Here is a 15,147-nt window from a genome sequence, read left to right as displayed (position 1 = left end):
ATTGTCGGGGTATCGACCACCATGGACGAGAGTCGCAGGGACGACGACGCCGAGGACAGGAGCGGGAACTCCCCGCAGGGCACACCGGAGGAGCGCACCGGTACCCGTCGCCTCGCCACTCCCGAGAGCGGCGAGGTCGAAGAGCACGCACGCGTATCGCGGCGGGCGTGGATCGGCCGCTTCCTCGGGCCGGTGCTCGCCGTCGTGGTGTACTTCCTGCTGCCCGGAGGCGAAGGCGGGGTCGGTGACGCGGCTCGTGGGGTGGCCGCTGTGGGGGCGCTGATGGCGGTCTGGTGGGTGACCGAGGCGCTGCCGCTGGCTGCCACCGCCTTGCTGCCGATCGCGCTGTTCCCCCTGCTGGGGGCCACCGACATCGAGGGAGCAACCGCTCCCTACGCCAACGACATCGTCTTCCTGTTCATGGGCGGGTTCATGCTCGCGTTGGCGATGCAGCGCTGGGGTCTGCACCGCAGGATCGCCCTGCGCACCGTGCTGGCCGTTGGCACCAAACCGGTCCGCGTGGTCGGTGGCTTCATGCTGGCCACCGGGTTCCTGTCCATGTGGGTGAGCAACACCGCCACCACCGTGGTGATGCTGCCGATCGGCCTGTCGGTGCTGACCCTGGTCTTCGAACGCGTGCGCGGCAGTGAACAGGCCGCCGAGGAGGAGCACGTCACCGACGCCGTGGAGAAGGTCTCCGACCCCGGCGTGGCGAACTTCGCCACGTGCCTGATGCTGGCGATCGCCTACGCGGCGAGCATCGGTTCGCTGGCCACTTTGATCGGGACGCCCCCCAACCTGTTCATGGCCGGATTCCTGTCCGAGACCTACGGCATCGAGATCGGCTTCGGACAGTGGATGCTGTTCGGCCTGCCGCTGGCGGTCGTGCTCATGGTGATCGCCTGGGTGCTGCTGACCAAGGTCGTCTACCCGACGACGATGACCGACATCCCCGGCGGCCGGGAGCTGTTTCGCGGTGAACTGGCCAAGCTGGGCCCGATGAGCAGGGGTGAGCGGGTCGTGGGGATCGTCTTCATCTGCACGGCAGTGGCGTGGATCGCGCGCGAACCGCTGTCGAACCTCGTGCCCGCGCTGGCGAACCTGTCCGACGCCGGGATCGCCATCATCGCCGCCCTGGTGCTGTTCGCGATCCCCCTCGACGCCCGGAGCGGCGTGTTCACGCTCGACTGGACCTCGGCGGCGAAGCTGCCGTGGGGCGTACTGCTGCTGTTCGGCGGTGGTCTGTCGCTGGCTTCGGCGATCGGCGAGACCGGACTGGACGCCTTCATCGGCAGGCAGGTGGGCGCACTGGGTGGTGTCCCCTCCCTGGTGTTGGTGCTGGTCGCCGTCATCGCGGTGATCTTCCTGACCGAGATGACCAGCAATACCGCCACGGCTGCGACCTTCCTGCCCATCCTGGCCGGGGTGGCGATCGGGCTCGATGTCGACGTGCTGCTGCTGGTGGTGCCCGCGGCCGTGGCGGCGACCTGTGCGTTCATGCTGCCGGTGGCCACCCCGCCGAACGCGATCGTGTTCGGCTCCGGGCACGTGACCATTCCACAGATGGTCAAGGCCGGGTGGTGGCTCAACCTCACGGCGGTCGTGCTGATCCCCCTGGCCGTCTACACCCTGGGTGCTTGGGCGTTGGGGATCGCCCTGAGCTGAGTGGGGTTGGGCAATTTCGCGCGAAATTGCCCAACCCCGGCCTCTCCCGCCCCCGACGCGGGAGAGGCCGGGGTTGAGGCCGCTGGGTGCCTGTGCAGTGCCCGAGTGCTCAGTGCCCAAGTGCTCAGTGCCCGAGTGCTCAGACTCGACGACGATAGGCCCACAGGGCCAGCGGGAAGAATACCGCCACGATCGCCACCATCCAGATCAGCGTCGTCATCAGTGATCCGGCCACCGGACCGCCGATCATCAGCCCGCGTGCGGTGTCGGCGAGTTCGGACACGGGGTTGATACCGACCCAGGTCTGCAGCCAACCGGGCATGGTCTCGGTCGGGACGAACACATTACTGCCCATGGTCAGCGGGAACATGAACGCCATCGCCACGCCCGGCAGCGCCTGCTGGCTTTTGACCAACATGCCGAGCAGCACCGAGATCCAGCACATGCACAGCGCGAAGGCCATCACGAGCACGATCGCCAGCACGGTGGAGACCGGCCCGGTTTGGATCCGGAAACCCATGAGCGTGGCGACGACCAGCAGGACCACGATCGAGACGAGATAGCGGACGACGTCACCGAGCACGGCCCCGATCAGCGGTGCCGACCGGGCCACCGGCAGGCTGCGGAACCGGTCGAACACGCCCTTGGTGATGTCGTTGTTGAGCTGCATTCCGGTGCCGAGGCTTCCGAAGACCATGTTCATCGCCATCACTCCGGGCAGTGTGCGCTGCAGGTAGGCCCCGGTGTCCCCGGAGATGGCCCCACCGAAGATGTAGACGAACATGAACAGGAACAGGATGGGCTGCAGGGTGACGTCGAGCAGCCCTTCCGGTGACTTGCGGATCTTGAGGATGCTGCGTCCGGCCAGTGTCAACCCGTGCTTGAGTGTGCGTATCGGCCCGATGTGCTCCGGCGCGGCCGCCGCCGGAGTCGGCGGTGTGCCCGAGGGGCGCTCGACTGTCGTGGTGCTCATGCTGCGGTGTCCTCCTCGGTCGTGTCCGCCGGATCGGTGCCTGCCTTGCCGGTGATCGCCAGGAACGCCTCGTCCAGACTGGGCAGCCGCAGCGAGAGCTCGTCGGCGGTAATGCCCGCGTCGTCGAGGCGGCGCACCAGCGCCGACATGAGCACCGGATCGTCGACCGGCACCGTCAACAACCCGGTTTCGGTGTTGGTGGTCGGTTGTGTGTCGGTGAGCTCGGCCAGGACCCGGCCCACCTCGGCGACCTGGTCCGGTTCGCTGGGCCGGACCTGCAGGGTCTGCCCGCCGGTGCGGCGCTTGAGCTCGTCGGCACGTCCCTCGGCCACGACCCGGCCGTGGTCGATCACGCTGATCCGGTCGGCGAGCTGATCTGCCTCCTCCAGGTACTGGGTGGTCAACAGCACGGTGACGCCCTCGTCGGTCAGCGTGCGCACCATGTCCCACACCTGGTTACGGCTGCGCGGGTCCAATCCGGTGGTGGGCTCGTCGAGATACAGCACCTCGGGGCGGCCCATCAGGCTGGCCGCCAGGTCCAGCCTGCGTCGCATTCCGCCGGAATACGTCTTGATCGCCCTGTCGCCGGCATCGGTGAGGCCGAAACGCTGCAGCAACTCCGCTCCGCGTGCCTTCGCGCTGCGCCGCGACATCTCAAGCAGACGCCCGATGAGCAGCAGGTTCTCCGCCCCGGTCAACTCCTCGTCCACCGAAGCGTACTGCCCGGTCAATCCGATGCGGCTGCGCACGGCGACGGGCTGACGCAGCACGTCGTAGCCCGCCACCGTGGCCTGCCCGGCGTCGGGCCGCAGCAGTGTGGCCAGAATGCGTACCGACGTCGTCTTGCCCGCGCCGTTGGGTCCGAGCACCCCCAGGATCGAGCCGGTGGGCGCGGCGAGATCGACTCCGTCCAGCGCGGTTGTCGATCCGAAACGTTTGACCAGGCCCTGTGCCTGGACCGCGAACGACATGCAGCCTCCCTCGATGGTTCTGCCATCACCATCGGGCAGAGTGCTGACAGGGCGCGCACAGTGCGCTGACAGCGGTGGTGACGCGGCTTACACGGCTCTGCGGCGGTGGCTGGGTAGCGTGGTCGCGGAGTGGACCGAGGGGACGGTGGGCATGGACGAGACAGCCGGGGTATCGGAGACCGACGAGGTCGTTCCGGAACGGGTGCGGCGGCGTGGCCCCCCTGGAGGCGGTGTGGTCACGACCCTGCTTCTGTTGTTGGCGGTCCTCTTCCTCGGGTGGGCGTCGCTGCGGCCGGCCGGTTTCGACTCCCACCGCCTCACCGCCGCCCTGGTCGCCCTCACCCAGTACGCGGTGCCGACGGGAGCGGTGATCTTCGTGCTGGCGCTGTTGCTGCGCAGGTGGCTGACGACCCTGGTGGTCGGTCTGGTCACCGCCGTCCTCGTCGTCTTGGTGGCTCCGCGAGCGATTCCCGACGAGCCGACACCGGTGCGTGGGGTGCCGGTCACGGTGCTCTCGGTGAACACGTACTTCGGCGAAGCCGACCCCGATCGGATCGTGGAGCTGGTACGGCGCCATGGCGTCGACGTGCTCAGTATGCAGGAGTTGACGCCACGACTGGCCACAGCGCTGGACGAGGCCGGCTTGGCGAAGGTGCTGCCGCATCGGGTCCTCGAGGTTCGGCCGGATACGGTCGGCGCGGGCCTCGCCTCCCGGTACCCGCTGCGCGAACTGTCGTTGGTACGCACGACCACCATGAGTCAACCGTCCGCGCTGGTGGACCTGCCGGGGCCGCGGGACATGGAGATCGTGGCCGTGCACCCGACCATCCCGGTGGGAGCGGGCACGACATCCACGTGGCAGGCGGAGATCGCCGCCTTGCCCCAGCCCACCGACAGCCGGAAGAATCCGGCGCGGGTGCTGGCCGGGGATTTCAACGCGACTCTCGATCACAGCCCGTTGCGTAACCTGCTCGGAAGGGGTTACGAGGATGCCGCCGAGGTCACCGGCAACGGCCTGCGACCGACCTGGCCGATGCGTGGGCGGCCGTACGTGCCCGGGGTGACGATCGATCATGTGCTGGTCAGCGGGGGGATCGATATCCGCGGATACCGTGCGCTTTCGGTGCGGGGCACCGATCACCGTGCCGTCCTGGCCCATCTGATCGTGCCCCGGTGATCGGGATGCCGGTGTGCCGGTGTGCCGGGAACGTTGTAGGGCCTCGGCAGTCCGGGGATCGGGCCGCCCCGGGACCTGGCCGATGCCGGGACGGCCTCCGGAGAGCTCACTGCCCGGGCCGGGACTCCAGGACGACCTCGAACTCCATCAGGCTGGCACCGCTCGAGACCGGCTGCTGGTTCTCCTGGGCGTGGGCTTCCTTGGCAGGCCCCTTGGCCCAGTTCTGGAAGTCCTCTTCGGTTTCCCAACGCGTGTAGACGAAATACCGGTTCTCGCCGTTGACCGGGCGCAGGAGCTCGAAGCCGAGGAAACCCGGTGCGTTGTCCACCGCGCCGTGCCGCTGGCCGAATCGCTTCTCCAGCTCCTCGCCCTTGCCTTCCGGCACCTCGATCGCATTGATCTTCACAACCGACATGGCATCAGCCTACCCACACTGTGCGGATCGGGGTGCGCGGCGATCGTCACTCGACCTGGGGATGCAGAAGTCGGACGGTCCAGACGCGCCGCCGCCACACGACCAGACTCGTCAACACCAGGGATGCGACGAGGGACCCACCCAGCACGGCCACGTCACGGAGGAGATGCTCGGTGAGGCCGCCCGAGATCGTGATGCGTAAACCGTCCACGAGGTAGGTCATGGGCAGGAACGGATGGATGGCCTGGAACGGTATCGGCGTGGTCTCCACCGGATACAGCCCACCAGAGGCCGTGATCTGCACGATCAGCAACACCAGTGCCAGGAAGCCACCCGCTGAGCCCAGCCAGGCGCGCAGGAAGTGGTTCATGGCCACGAAAGCGGCCGTTGCCAGGGCCAGCAGACCCACCGTGGCCCACAGGCGCTGCGGATCGAGTCCCAGGCCGACGTCGACAACGGTCAGCAGGACGAGCGCACCGAGGACACCGAGCACGGCAACCGGAAGCCACCCGGCGAGTGCGATGGTCACGGCACTGTTCCTCCCGGCCAGCGCGCGCAGGTTGACGGGCTTGAACAGCGGATATGCCAGCAGCCCGAACACCCACAGGGTGATGGCGATCCAGAGTGGGGCGAGGCCGCGCCCGTAGACGTGGGCGGGATGGAGGTTGCGATCGCTGATCGAAGTCGGGGATCCGAGCACCTCGGCTGCCTGGGCCACTCGTGTCGGCTCGGTCGGAGGGATCTCGGCAAGGCCGTCGTCGAGCAGTCCGGACAGCTTCCGTGCGCCGTCGGTGAGCTGTGCGGCGCCGGTTCCCAGTACCTCGCTGTTGCCGACCAGCGCGTCGAGTCCACTGGTCAGTGCCTGTGCACCGCTCGCGAGCTGGGAGGTTCCGCCGTGCAGGGAACCGACCCGGACAGTGGCCGTGCGGATGCCGCTCTGCAGTGACCCGATGCTGTCCTGCAGCTCCACCGCCCGGGTATTGGCCTGTCGGGTGGTGCTCAGCGCGCGCTGCGTGTCGCTTTCGACCGTGGCGGCCGTATCGGCCAGCGCCCGGGCATCGTCGAGGACCCGCTGGTACGTGGGATCCCGGGTGAGCTCCGGGTGTCTGCGTCCGAGCGCATCCAGCCCGGTGATGTTGTCGGTGGCGCGGTCGGCGAGGAACCCGGCAGCGGTGTTGACCGTGCTCATCCTGGTCACAGCGGTGTTGGTGGCGTTGACCAGGGCATTGGCGGTATCGGGGAGCTGTTGCCCGGTGGAGGCGAGCGTGTTGAGTCGATTGTCGAGCTGCGCGGCCGTATCGGCGATCCGCTGCACTCCCTCGGAAATCCGGCGAGAGCTGTCCCGCATCCCCGTCAGCCCCTCGGTGAGTCCCTCGATGCTCCGATCGTTGAGTTCGCTGTCCCGGACCAGTCGGTCCGCCGTGTCGGAGGCGAGTTGCAGTTTCTCCCGGATGGCGTCCACCTTGCCGTAAAGAGCCCGGGCATAGGCGGCGTGCGCGGCGGAGTCGACCTGGTTTTGCAGCTCGGCTCGTGCGGTGTCGGCCATGATCCCGGCGAGGTAGCCATTGGCGTCGTTCTTGACGATCCGCAGCGTCGCGCGTTCCGGCGCCGCTCGTGTCGCGCCTGCCAGGTTGGCACTGAAATTCGCGGGCACCGTGATCGTGAAGTAGTAGCGTCCTTCGCGCAGGCCGCTCCTGGCTTCGGCGGGGTCCACGAAGTGCCAGTCGAACAGTTCGGTGGTCTTGAGCTGTTGTACGAACTGTTCCCCCGCGTTGATGTAGCGTCCGCTGTCGGTGACCGGTCGGTCGGAGTTGACCACGGCCACCGGCACCTCGTGCAGGCTGCCGTAGGGGTCCCAGTTCGACCACAGCCACAGCGAGCCGTACAGCAGCGGGATCAGTGCAAGCACGACGGGTGCCAGGCGGCGCAGCGGGCGACCACGGAAGCGGCGCAGCTCCAGCAGAGCCAGTTTGATCGCCTTCATCGCGGATCTTCGCCCTGTTCGGAATCCGGCTCGTCCGCCCATTCGTCGAAAGTCGACGTGGTCTCCCCGGAGGTGGTGTGTGTATCGGGTGGGATGGCGTCGACCACCGTGAACTGTTCGGTCGATGCCCCCTCGTCGTTGTCGATGGCTCGCCACGCGCGGGGAAGCGGCTCGGTGGTTTCCTCGGCAGGCAATCGGATCACCGTTGTGCCGGGATCGGGGCCGGGTGGGTCCGGTGAGCAGGCCACGACGGTCATACCGGTCCAGGTCACCGCCCGCAGGGCGGTCCAGACACGGTTGCGCGCCGCCTGTGGCAGGCCGAGTTCGACATCGTCGACGACCAGGCAGGCAGGACCTGCGGCGGCACCGAGCGAGACCGCCAGTAGCAACTGTTCACCCGGGTGCAGCTCGTGGACGAGCGCGTCGGGTTTCGGGGCGATGTCGACCAGCGCGAAGGCCTCCTCGAGGCTCTCCCGGGTGAAACCTGTGGTGATCCGTCGTTCGGTGATCGTTTCCCGGACCGTCATGTGTTGTTCCAGCTCGAATCCGGGACGCAGCCGAGCCGGAGCCACCAGGCGGCGCACTGCCTTGGCCTGCGCGGGCAGGACATGACCGGAGACGGTCAGATGGCCGGCGATCAGCCGCAGACGCCCGGACAGAGCCAGCAGGAGCGAGGTTCTGCCGGTCCCGGAAGGACCGACCACAGCAGCGAGATCGCCGGGGTGGACGTGGGCGTGCACGTTCTCGAATACCGTGCCTTCCGGGCCTCGGGCGGTGATGCCGCGTGCGATGATGCTGGCCCCATCGACGTTCATCCGGCCCCCTCGCGTGGATCGGCTGCTGATCCAACGTGGCCCTTCACGGGTATCCGGGCAACTTGAGGGGGCACCGGCCCCCGGGGGGGGGGGGGGGGGCACGGGGCGCTGCCACCGGAGAAGATCACTCGCGAGTGCTGATCAGCACCTCGACCTCGCCGGTGCGGGTGTCGGTGATACCGACCTCGGTGACCGTCGCGCGAATCGGTTCGGCCGGGTGCAGGACGGCGAATCCCGCCGAGAGTTCGTCCCGCGTGATGCCTTGCGCGAGCGTGCAGTGCGGTACCCACGCTCCGGGGAGGTGGTACGCGGACGGTTGGGTGACCTTTCCGGCCAGTGCGTCGTGCGCGGCGGAATGCACGGCGAGTAGCTCGGTGTCGGTGATCGCGCTCAGCAGCAGGACCGAGTCCTCGCCGGGAAAAGTCCCCAGCGTGTACAGCCACAGGTCCGGGATGGACAACGTCCCGAGATCGGCAGCCAGAGCCCGGCGCGCCGAGGGCGGAATCGTCGCTCCCATCGCGAGGGTCACGTGCGGGCGATGCCGCTGGTGTGTACGGGTGGCCATGCTCGGCACTCCCGCATCGTCCAACCGCTGCCACAGCACCCGCACCGCCGCATCGGCCTCCGCGTCGAAGAACAGCTCCAGTGCCTGCGCCATGCGAATGTGACCTCTAGGACTCGCCGGGGAGGGCGAAGAGGCCGTCCTGGGTCTGCTCCATCAGTCCGTCCGTCAGCAGGGAGTCCAGGCACTGGTCACGCTGGCCCGCATCGCTCCACACGGCGTCCAGTCGTTCCCGTGCCACCGGTCCCTCGGCACCACGGAGCACGTCGAGCAGCAGACCTCGCACCTGGCGATCCGTACCGGCGAACCGCTGCACCTTCTTCGGCGGGCCCGAATAGGCCGGGCGCCCGGCATGCTGCCACGCGCAGTCGTGCGAGATCGGGCAGGACTCGCAGGCGGGTGAGCGCACGGTGCACACGGTTTGCCCGAGTTCCATCAGTGCGGCCGACATCTTCGCCGCGGTCGTGTCGTCGGCGGGCAACAGTGCGTCGACGTCGGCGAGATCGCGCTTCGGCGACGGATTGCCCGCGTCGCCCGCGCCGTGTACCGCACGTGCGACCACGCGGCGCACGTTGGTGTCGACAACCGGTGCGCGTCTGCCGTAGGCGAAGGCGGCCACCGCGCGAGCGGTGTAGGTGCCGATGCCGGGCAGGCCGAGCAATGTATCCACATCTGCCGGGACGACATCACCGTGCTCGGTGGCGATGGCGGAGGCGGCTTCGTGCAGGCGCAGCGCGCGGCGCGGGTAGCCGAGCTTGCCCCAGGCGCGCAGGACCTCGGCCTGACTGGCCGCGGCCAGGTCGGACGGCCGCGGCCAGCGGGCCATCCATTCCTCCCAGATCGGCTGGACCCGGCGCACCGGTGTCTGCTGCAACATCGTCTCGCTGACCAGTACCCCCCAGCCGGTCGTGCCGGTGGCACGCCAGGGCAGGTCGCGGGCATGCGTGTCGAACCAGCTCGTGAGCTCGACGGGCTTCAGGGCCGATCCGGCGGGAGACCGAGTGCCGGGCTGGGAGGAGTCACCGGGCTGGGAGGAATCACCGGGCTGGGAGGAATCACCGGGCTGGGAGGAATCGGTTGTCATGACATCGCCGATCCTGCCAGGCACGGCCATGCGACGGTGCAGGTGGGTTTGCAGTTTCGCGCGAAACTGCAATTTTATCCAATCAGTGCGGATCGTGAAGTCGGTTCGTGGATTCGTCAGCTCGCTAGACGTAATGCTCCGCGATGGACGATTCGGCCAGGCGTGCCAGTCCCTCCCGGACGAGCCGCGCACGGGGCTCGCCGATCGTGTCGAGCGCGCACAGATCATCGGCAGTGGCCGCCAGCAGGTTCTGCAGGGAGCCGAAGTGCTCGACCAGTTGCCTGCGTACTGTGGCAGGCAGTCGCGGGACCCGTGCGAGCAGTCGGTACCCGCGAGGGGCGAGGTGTTGCTCCAGAACTTCCGCGCCCTCCGGGTACCCGAACGACTTCGCGATCGTGGTGAGATCCAACAGATCGGTGCTGTCCAGCGTGTCCAGCGCCGCGGCGACCTGATCTCCCGTGGGCATCCCGCCGCCGGTCGGCAGGTACTCCTGCACGATCAACTCGCGATCCACGGCGATGCCACCCACCAGTTCGTCGAGTTGAAGCTCGATCAGGCGCCCGTCCACGCCGAGCTCCACGACGTAGCCCTCGATCTCGTCGGCGATCCGGCGCACCATCTCCAGCCGCTGCACCACGATCATGACGTCTCGCAGCGTCACGTAGTCCTCGATCTCCAGTGCCGAGAGCGTCTGCGTCACTTCGGACAGCCGCGCGGTATAGCGGCCGAGCGTGGCCAGCGCCTGGTTCGCGCGGGAGAGCAGATCCGGCGATCCGGTCAGCACGTGCCGGTGCCCTTCGATGTAGACGCTGGCGATACTCATCGACTGGCTGACCGACACCACCGGATGCCCCGTGTGGATCGCGGTGCGCTCGGCGGAACGGTGCCGGGTGCCGGACTCGTCGGTGGGAATACGCGAATCGGGCACGAGCTGCACGTTGGCCCGAACGATATGGCTCGCCTCGGTGGACAGTACGACGGCGCCGTCCATCTTGGACAATTCTCGTAGCCGAGTGGCGCTGAACTCGACATCGAGCGGGAAGCCCCCGTCGCACAGAGACTCGACCGTTTCGTCGTAGCCGAGCACGATCAGCGCACCGGTGCGTCCACGCAGGATGCGTTCGAGAGCGTCCCGCAGCGCGGTCCCCGGAGCCAGCCACGCCAGTGTGGCTCGCAACTTCTCGGGGTGCACCCGTTCGCTCATACTCCCTCCAGGAGATTCCAGCCGGCTCGGCGCGGTGGGGCGCCGAGCCGTCGCCCGGTTGTCACCCAGCCCGGTTACTGTCCACGGAGCGCCCGCAGCGCCGAGCGGAGGTCGGGCACCTCGGTGGCCCGAATGCCCTGGGGGACAGGGCCGGAGTCCGGTGGCACCAGGGCTCGGTCGAAACCGAGCCGCGCGGCCTCGGTGAGCCTGCGGCCGACGGCGTTGACCCGGCGGATCTCGCCTGCCAGGCCGACCTCACCGACCGTGATCAGGTTCGACGGTAGCGGCAGATTCATTTTGGAGGAGGCCACGGCCAGCGCGACCGCGAGATCCGCAGCGGGTTCGGTGACCTTCATACCTCCCACGGTCGCCGCGAACACTTCCTGGTCACCGGTGGTGATATTGCCGCGTTTGTCCAGGACGGCGAGCATCATCGACACCCTGGCCGAGTCCAACCCGCTGACCGCGCGACGGGGCATGGTCATCTGCGTCGGGGTCACGAGAGCTTGCACCTCGGCCAGCAACGGACGCTTGCCCTCCACCATGACCGTCACGGCGGTGCCGGGCACCTGGGTTTCCTGGCGGTTGACGAACAGGCCGGACGGATCGGTGACCTCGACAATGCCCTCGTCGCCCTGCTCGAAGCAGCCGACCTCGTCGGCGGGACCGAAGCGGTTCTTGACGCCGCGCAACATGCGCAGTGTCGAATGCCGGTCGCCCTCGAACTGCAGCACCACGTCCACGATGTGCTCGAGTGCGCGCGGGCCGGCCACCGCACCGTCCTTGGTCACGTGGCCGACGAGCACCACCGGGAGCCCGCGCTCCTTGGCCAGCGCCACCAGTGCGGTGGTGATGGCTCGCACCTGGGCGACCCCGCCAGGACTCCCCTCGACCTCGGTGGACTGCACGGTCTGCACCGAGTCGACGATCAGCAGGCCGGGGCCGACGGTGTCGACGTGGCCGAGCACCGAGGGCAGGTCGCTTTCCGCCGCGAGATACAGCTCGGAATGCAGCGAATCGGTCCGCTCGGCACGCAGCCGAACCTGTCCCGCCGACTCCTCGCCGGTCACGTACAGCGACGGTCCTCCGGATCCGCCTGCAGCCCAGCGGTGCGCGACTTCCAGCAGCAAGGTCGATTTGCCCACGCCCGGCTCACCGGCGAGCAGGGCGACCGCTCCGGGCACGATTCCGCCGCCCAGGACGCGGTCGAGCTCGTCGATGCCGGTGGAGACCGCCCGCGCGGAGTCCAGATCCACCTCGGCGATCGGGCGCGCCGGAGTGGTGGGAGCACCCGCGGAGACCTTGGACAGCGCCGGGCGGGCCGGTGCGGCTTCCTCGACCGTGTTCCATGCCTGGCAACCGGGGCATTTGCCGACCCACTTGGCGACCTCGTGGCCACACTCGGTGCAGCGGTAGCCGGGCCGGTTCGCCGATCGTGTGGTGCGGGCATTCTTCTGAGGCACGGCGCGAGGCTATCCGTTGACGGTGACATCGGTGGCCGTGGTGGTCCTACCGTCGCGCGTGTCGGCAGCTCCGGCGCCGGGCCTCAGCCGTGGGAACGGTGGGGCCGTGGGAACGGTGGGGAGCTCACCCGTGGCCCTGGCCCCCACCGTGGCTCTCGCTCCCACCCTGGGCCTGCCCGGCGACATTGGGGCTGCCGTGTCCGGGGCGTGGTTCCGCGGTGGGACCGATCGGTACCTGCACCGTTACCGAACCGGCCTGCTCGAAGGTGAAGGTGACCGGGACGGTCACACCGGGACGGATGGCCTGGGTGAGGCCGACCAGAGCGATGTTGACCTGCGGGCGTTGCACCGGGCCGACCGGCTCCGGGTCGGCAGGCCCGCTCGCGGCCTTGTCCGGTGGAGTCGGTGGCTGCGGCGAGGCGCCGGGTGGCACACCATCGGAGTACAGCCTGGTCCCGCCGGGAATGACGGTCGTGCCGGTGACGCGACCGGAATCGGCATAGGGGCTGCTGACGCTCAGCAGGCGGTCGGACCGGAGAGCCTGCTCGTTGACCAGGACGACGTCGATCGGGGCCGTGGCACCTGCCGGGTAGACCGGCTCCCCCTCGGGGAAGGTGAAGGTGGCGTCGCGGACGGCCATGTTCCTGACTTCGGCGTTTTCGCCGAAGATGGCGGCGTTCTCCTCGGAGGTCTCTGCCTGCTGACCGGCGGCGCAGCCGGTGAGTGCAACGGTGGCGCCGAGCGCGATTGCGACTGGTGCCAACCGCAGGCGACCTGCCTTGCTGTGCTGTGGGCGGCTCACGGTTGCAGTGTCCTTCCTGATTGCCGGACAACCGGCCATGAGCCTAATGGTTCCACTCGTATACCCGCGCTGCGCCCCTGGTGCCGTCCGTTCGCCCACTCCTCGGGCGAACGCGAAACCATGTCCACAGTGGAGAACAAAAGGGGAGGTCGGCGAGGTGGTCGAACCGGTGGCGCGGCGAGGCTGAGCATCGGTGGGCGCACCGCATCTCTTGCACGGCGTCGTTGGTTTGTCAACCCCTACTCCGCCGTCTGACCTGCGACGAAGAGGAGAGCCACTCGAGATCGCATTGTCGGCCATGCTAGAGTAAGGCGTAGCGAAAGGGGCAGAGGACACATGGTTTTCAAGGTCGGAGAGACCGTCGTCTACCCGCATCACGGCGCAGCGCTCATCGAAGCAATCGAGACTCGCGTGATCAAGGGTGAGGAAAAGCAGTACCTCGTCCTTCGGGTCGCGCAGGGCGACCTGACCGTGCGCGTTCCCGCTGACAATGCCGAGCATGTCGGAGTCCGGGACGTCGTCGGCCAGGAGGGACTTGATTACGTTTTCGACGTGCTGCGTTCTTCCCATACCGAGGAACCAACGAACTGGTCCCGGCGGTACAAGGCCAACCTGGAAAAGCTCGCCTCGGGCGATGTGAACAAGGTGGCCGAAGTGGTGCGCGACCTCTGGCGGCGCGAGCAGGATCGTGGCCTGTCCGCAGGTGAGAAACGCATGCTGGCCAAGGCTCGGCAGATCCTGGTCAGCGAACTTGCGCTGGCGGAGGGCACCGACGAAGGCAAGGCGGAAAGTCTGCTGGACGAGGTCCTCGCGACGACGGTCTGATCGGCGCGAATCGAAAACGTGGACGTGGTGGCGCTTGTCCCCGCGGCGGGACGCGGAGAGCGACTGGGCTTCGGAATGCCCAAGGCCTTGGTACCGGTGCTGGGCGAGCCGCTGTTGCTGCATGCTGTCCGTGGCCTGCTGGATTCGGGGTGGGTGAACCATGTTGTCGTCGCCGCACCATCCGGTGCCGTCGAGGATGTCGACGCGGCACTCGGCTCCACCGGAGCCTCGGTGCATGTGGTGCCCGGTGGGGCGCAGCGTACGGACTCGGTGCGGCGTGCGCTGACCGAGTCCGGGCGGGTGGCGCCGGAGGCGGACGTCGTCCTCGTGCACGATGCTGCCCGTGCCTTCACGCCCGCTTCCGTGATCCGCGCGGTGGTGCGTGCCGTGCGCAGCGGTGCGGATGCTGTGGTGCCGGTGCTCCCGGTCGCCGACACGGTCAAGCAGGTTGATCCCGAGGGCCGGGTGACCACGACGGTGGATCGTTCTCGGCTGCGGACCGTGCAGACGCCGCAGGGATTCACCCCGGAGACCTTGCGTGCGGCTTACGCGGCGGCAGGGGATGCGGCCACCGATGACGCCGGGCTCGTCGAGCGCATCGGCAGGCAGGTGGATACCGTACCCGGTCACTCGCATGCCCTGAAGATCACAACGGCATTCGACTTGGCCATCGCGGAGTCGGTGCTGGCCGCATCGGTACCCGAAAGCGAGCACTCATGAGCGGCACCGAACTCCCTCGCGTGGGCCAAGGGGTGGACGTGCACCCGGTGCGAGCGGGACGCGAATGCTGGGTGGCGGGACTGTACTGGCCCGGTCTCGATGGTTGCGCAGGCCATTCGGATGGCGACGTGGTCGCACATGCGGTGTGTGATGCCGTTCTGGCCGCGGCGGGGTTGGGTGATCTGGGCGGCCTCTTCGGTACCGACGACCGGCGCTGGTCGGGGGCGCACGGTGTGGACTTCCTCGGGGAGGTGCGTATCCGGGCCACGGCGGCCGGATTCCGTATCGGAAACGCGTCGGTGCAGATGATCGGCAATGCTCCCCGGATCGGCACTCGCCGTGACGAGGCGCAGCGGATACTGTCCGAGGCCCTCGACGCTCCGGTTTCGATCTCCGGCACGACCAGTGATGGCCTGGGTATCACCGGGCGCGGTGAAGGCATCGCCGCCGTCGCGACCGCCTTGGTGGCCTCGACGGCCTGATCGGC

Annotated in this window: 15 protein-coding genes; 5 read left to right on the top strand and 10 right to left on the bottom strand. The window is 68.3% G+C overall.

The genetic code is table 11. The annotated features are described in order from the left end of the window. Window positions 1-21 precede the first annotated feature (21 nt). The gene (locus JOF55_RS09170; protein WP_310272511.1) at window positions 22-1,665 is read left to right on the top strand and encodes an SLC13 family permease; all 1,644 of its coding nucleotides are present in this window, start codon (window positions 22-24) and stop codon (window positions 1,663-1,665) included. A gap of 139 nt (window positions 1,666-1,804) precedes the next feature. On the opposite strand, the gene JOF55_RS09165 is transcribed toward JOF55_RS09170, so the two are convergent. Next, on the bottom strand, window positions 1,805-2,638 hold the full coding sequence (locus JOF55_RS09165; RefSeq protein ID WP_310272509.1) for an ABC transporter permease: 834 nt from the start codon (window positions 2,636-2,638) through the stop codon (window positions 1,805-1,807). Next, window positions 2,635-3,609 carry an ATP-binding cassette domain-containing protein gene (locus JOF55_RS09160; RefSeq protein WP_310272507.1) on the bottom strand — a complete coding sequence of 325 codons (975 nt, stop codon included), beginning with the start codon at window positions 3,607-3,609 and terminating at the stop codon, window positions 2,635-2,637. Before JOF55_RS09160 ends, JOF55_RS09165 begins: the two co-directional genes overlap by 4 nt. A 13-nt stretch (window positions 3,610-3,622) precedes the next feature. Here JOF55_RS09160 and JOF55_RS09155 point away from each other — a divergent pair, with 13 nt between their 5' ends. Next, window positions 3,623-4,786, top strand: coding sequence for an endonuclease/exonuclease/phosphatase family protein (locus JOF55_RS09155; RefSeq protein WP_310272504.1), 1,164 nt, complete (start codon window positions 3,623-3,625; stop codon window positions 4,784-4,786). Between the two features lie 106 nt (window positions 4,787-4,892). Here JOF55_RS09155 and JOF55_RS09150 read toward each other — a convergent pair whose 3' ends face one another. The 8 genes from JOF55_RS09150 to JOF55_RS09115 form a co-directional block, all read right to left on the bottom strand. Continuing rightward, window positions 4,893-5,201, bottom strand: coding sequence for an antibiotic biosynthesis monooxygenase family protein (locus tag JOF55_RS09150; protein ID WP_310272502.1), 309 nt, complete (start codon window positions 5,199-5,201; stop codon window positions 4,893-4,895). Window positions 5,202-5,247: 46 nt separating this feature from the next. Next, window positions 5,248-7,185: a YhgE/Pip family protein gene (locus JOF55_RS09145; RefSeq protein WP_310272500.1), complete on the bottom strand. Its 1,938-nt coding sequence runs from the start codon at window positions 7,183-7,185 to the stop codon at window positions 5,248-5,250. Next, the gene (locus tag JOF55_RS09140) at window positions 7,182-8,000 is read right to left on the bottom strand and encodes an ATP-binding cassette domain-containing protein (RefSeq protein ID WP_310272498.1); all 819 of its coding nucleotides are present in this window, start codon (window positions 7,998-8,000) and stop codon (window positions 7,182-7,184) included. Before JOF55_RS09140 ends, JOF55_RS09145 begins: the two co-directional genes overlap by 4 nt. 124 nt (window positions 8,001-8,124) lie before the next feature. Next, on the bottom strand, window positions 8,125-8,658 hold the full coding sequence (locus JOF55_RS09135) for a 2'-5' RNA ligase family protein (RefSeq protein ID WP_310272496.1): 534 nt from the start codon (window positions 8,656-8,658) through the stop codon (window positions 8,125-8,127). A 13-nt stretch (window positions 8,659-8,671) separates the two neighbouring features. Beyond that, window positions 8,672-9,646 carry an iron-sulfur binding domain-containing protein gene (locus JOF55_RS09130; RefSeq protein ID WP_310272493.1) on the bottom strand — a complete coding sequence of 325 codons (975 nt, stop codon included), beginning with the start codon at window positions 9,644-9,646 and terminating at the stop codon, window positions 8,672-8,674. Window positions 9,647-9,770: 124 nt separating this feature from the next. Further along, complete coding sequence (disA, locus tag JOF55_RS09125; RefSeq protein ID WP_310272491.1) at window positions 9,771-10,850, bottom strand: DNA integrity scanning diadenylate cyclase DisA; 1,080 nt, start codon at window positions 10,848-10,850, stop codon at window positions 9,771-9,773. Between the two features lie 74 nt (window positions 10,851-10,924). After that, window positions 10,925-12,313 (bottom strand): DNA repair protein RadA, encoded by a 1,389-nt coding sequence (gene radA / locus JOF55_RS09120; RefSeq protein WP_310272488.1) that lies wholly within the window; start codon window positions 12,311-12,313, stop codon window positions 10,925-10,927. 124 nt (window positions 12,314-12,437) lie between these two features. Further along, window positions 12,438-13,115, bottom strand: a complete 678-nt coding sequence (locus JOF55_RS09115) for a copper chaperone PCu(A)C domain-containing protein (RefSeq protein ID WP_310272487.1) — start codon at window positions 13,113-13,115, stop codon at window positions 12,438-12,440. A gap of 336 nt (window positions 13,116-13,451) precedes the next feature. Here JOF55_RS09115 and JOF55_RS09110 point away from each other — a divergent pair, with 336 nt between their 5' ends. From JOF55_RS09110 to ispF, 3 genes are read left to right on the top strand one after another with little or no spacing between them, the layout of a single operon-like run. Further along, complete coding sequence (locus JOF55_RS09110) at window positions 13,452-13,940, top strand: CarD family transcriptional regulator (RefSeq protein WP_310272485.1); 489 nt, start codon at window positions 13,452-13,454, stop codon at window positions 13,938-13,940. Between the two features lie 18 nt (window positions 13,941-13,958). After that, window positions 13,959-14,660 carry a 2-C-methyl-D-erythritol 4-phosphate cytidylyltransferase gene (gene ispD, locus JOF55_RS09105; RefSeq protein WP_374727253.1) on the top strand — a complete coding sequence of 234 codons (702 nt, stop codon included), beginning with the start codon at window positions 13,959-13,961 and terminating at the stop codon, window positions 14,658-14,660. Beyond that, window positions 14,657-15,142, top strand: a complete 486-nt coding sequence (gene ispF, locus JOF55_RS09100) for a 2-C-methyl-D-erythritol 2,4-cyclodiphosphate synthase (RefSeq protein WP_310272481.1) — start codon at window positions 14,657-14,659, stop codon at window positions 15,140-15,142. Before ispD ends, ispF begins: the two co-directional genes overlap by 4 nt. Window positions 15,143-15,147 lie beyond the last annotated feature (5 nt).

This window comes from Haloactinomyces albus, assembly GCF_031458135.1.
In the GTDB taxonomy this organism is placed as follows: domain Bacteria; phylum Actinomycetota; class Actinomycetes; order Mycobacteriales; family Pseudonocardiaceae; genus Haloactinomyces; species Haloactinomyces albus.
This window is presented reverse-complemented; position numbering and strand designations above follow the sequence as displayed.

Bases quoted from the DNA above. Each gene is read 5' to 3' on its own strand.
- ispF (WP_310272481.1), top strand. From the start codon at position 14,657: ATGAGCGGCACCGAACTCCCTCGCGTGGGCCAAGGGGTGGACGTGCAC.
- JOF55_RS09160 (WP_310272507.1), bottom strand. From the start codon at position 3,609: ATGTCGTTCGCGGTCCAGGCACAGGGCCTGGTCAAACGTTTCGGATCG.
- JOF55_RS09135 (WP_310272496.1), bottom strand. From the start codon at position 8,658: ATGGCGCAGGCACTGGAGCTGTTCTTCGACGCGGAGGCCGATGCGGCG.
- JOF55_RS09140 (WP_310272498.1), bottom strand. From the start codon at position 8,000: ATGAACGTCGATGGGGCCAGCATCATCGCACGCGGCATCACCGCCCGA.
- JOF55_RS09150 (WP_310272502.1), bottom strand. From the start codon at position 5,201: ATGTCGGTTGTGAAGATCAATGCGATCGAGGTGCCGGAAGGCAAGGGC.
- JOF55_RS09155 (WP_310272504.1), top strand. From the start codon at position 3,623: ATGGTTCTGCCATCACCATCGGGCAGAGTGCTGACAGGGCGCGCACAG.
- JOF55_RS09165 (WP_310272509.1), bottom strand. From the start codon at position 2,638: ATGAGCACCACGACAGTCGAGCGCCCCTCGGGCACACCGCCGACTCCG.
- JOF55_RS09130 (WP_310272493.1), bottom strand. From the start codon at position 9,646: ATGACAACCGATTCCTCCCAGCCCGGTGATTCCTCCCAGCCCGGTGAT.
- JOF55_RS09170 (WP_310272511.1), top strand. From the start codon at position 22: ATGGACGAGAGTCGCAGGGACGACGACGCCGAGGACAGGAGCGGGAAC.
- JOF55_RS09110 (WP_310272485.1), top strand. From the start codon at position 13,452: ATGGTTTTCAAGGTCGGAGAGACCGTCGTCTACCCGCATCACGGCGCA.
- JOF55_RS09145 (WP_310272500.1), bottom strand. From the start codon at position 7,185: ATGAAGGCGATCAAACTGGCTCTGCTGGAGCTGCGCCGCTTCCGTGGT.
- disA (WP_310272491.1), bottom strand. From the start codon at position 10,850: ATGAGCGAACGGGTGCACCCCGAGAAGTTGCGAGCCACACTGGCGTGG.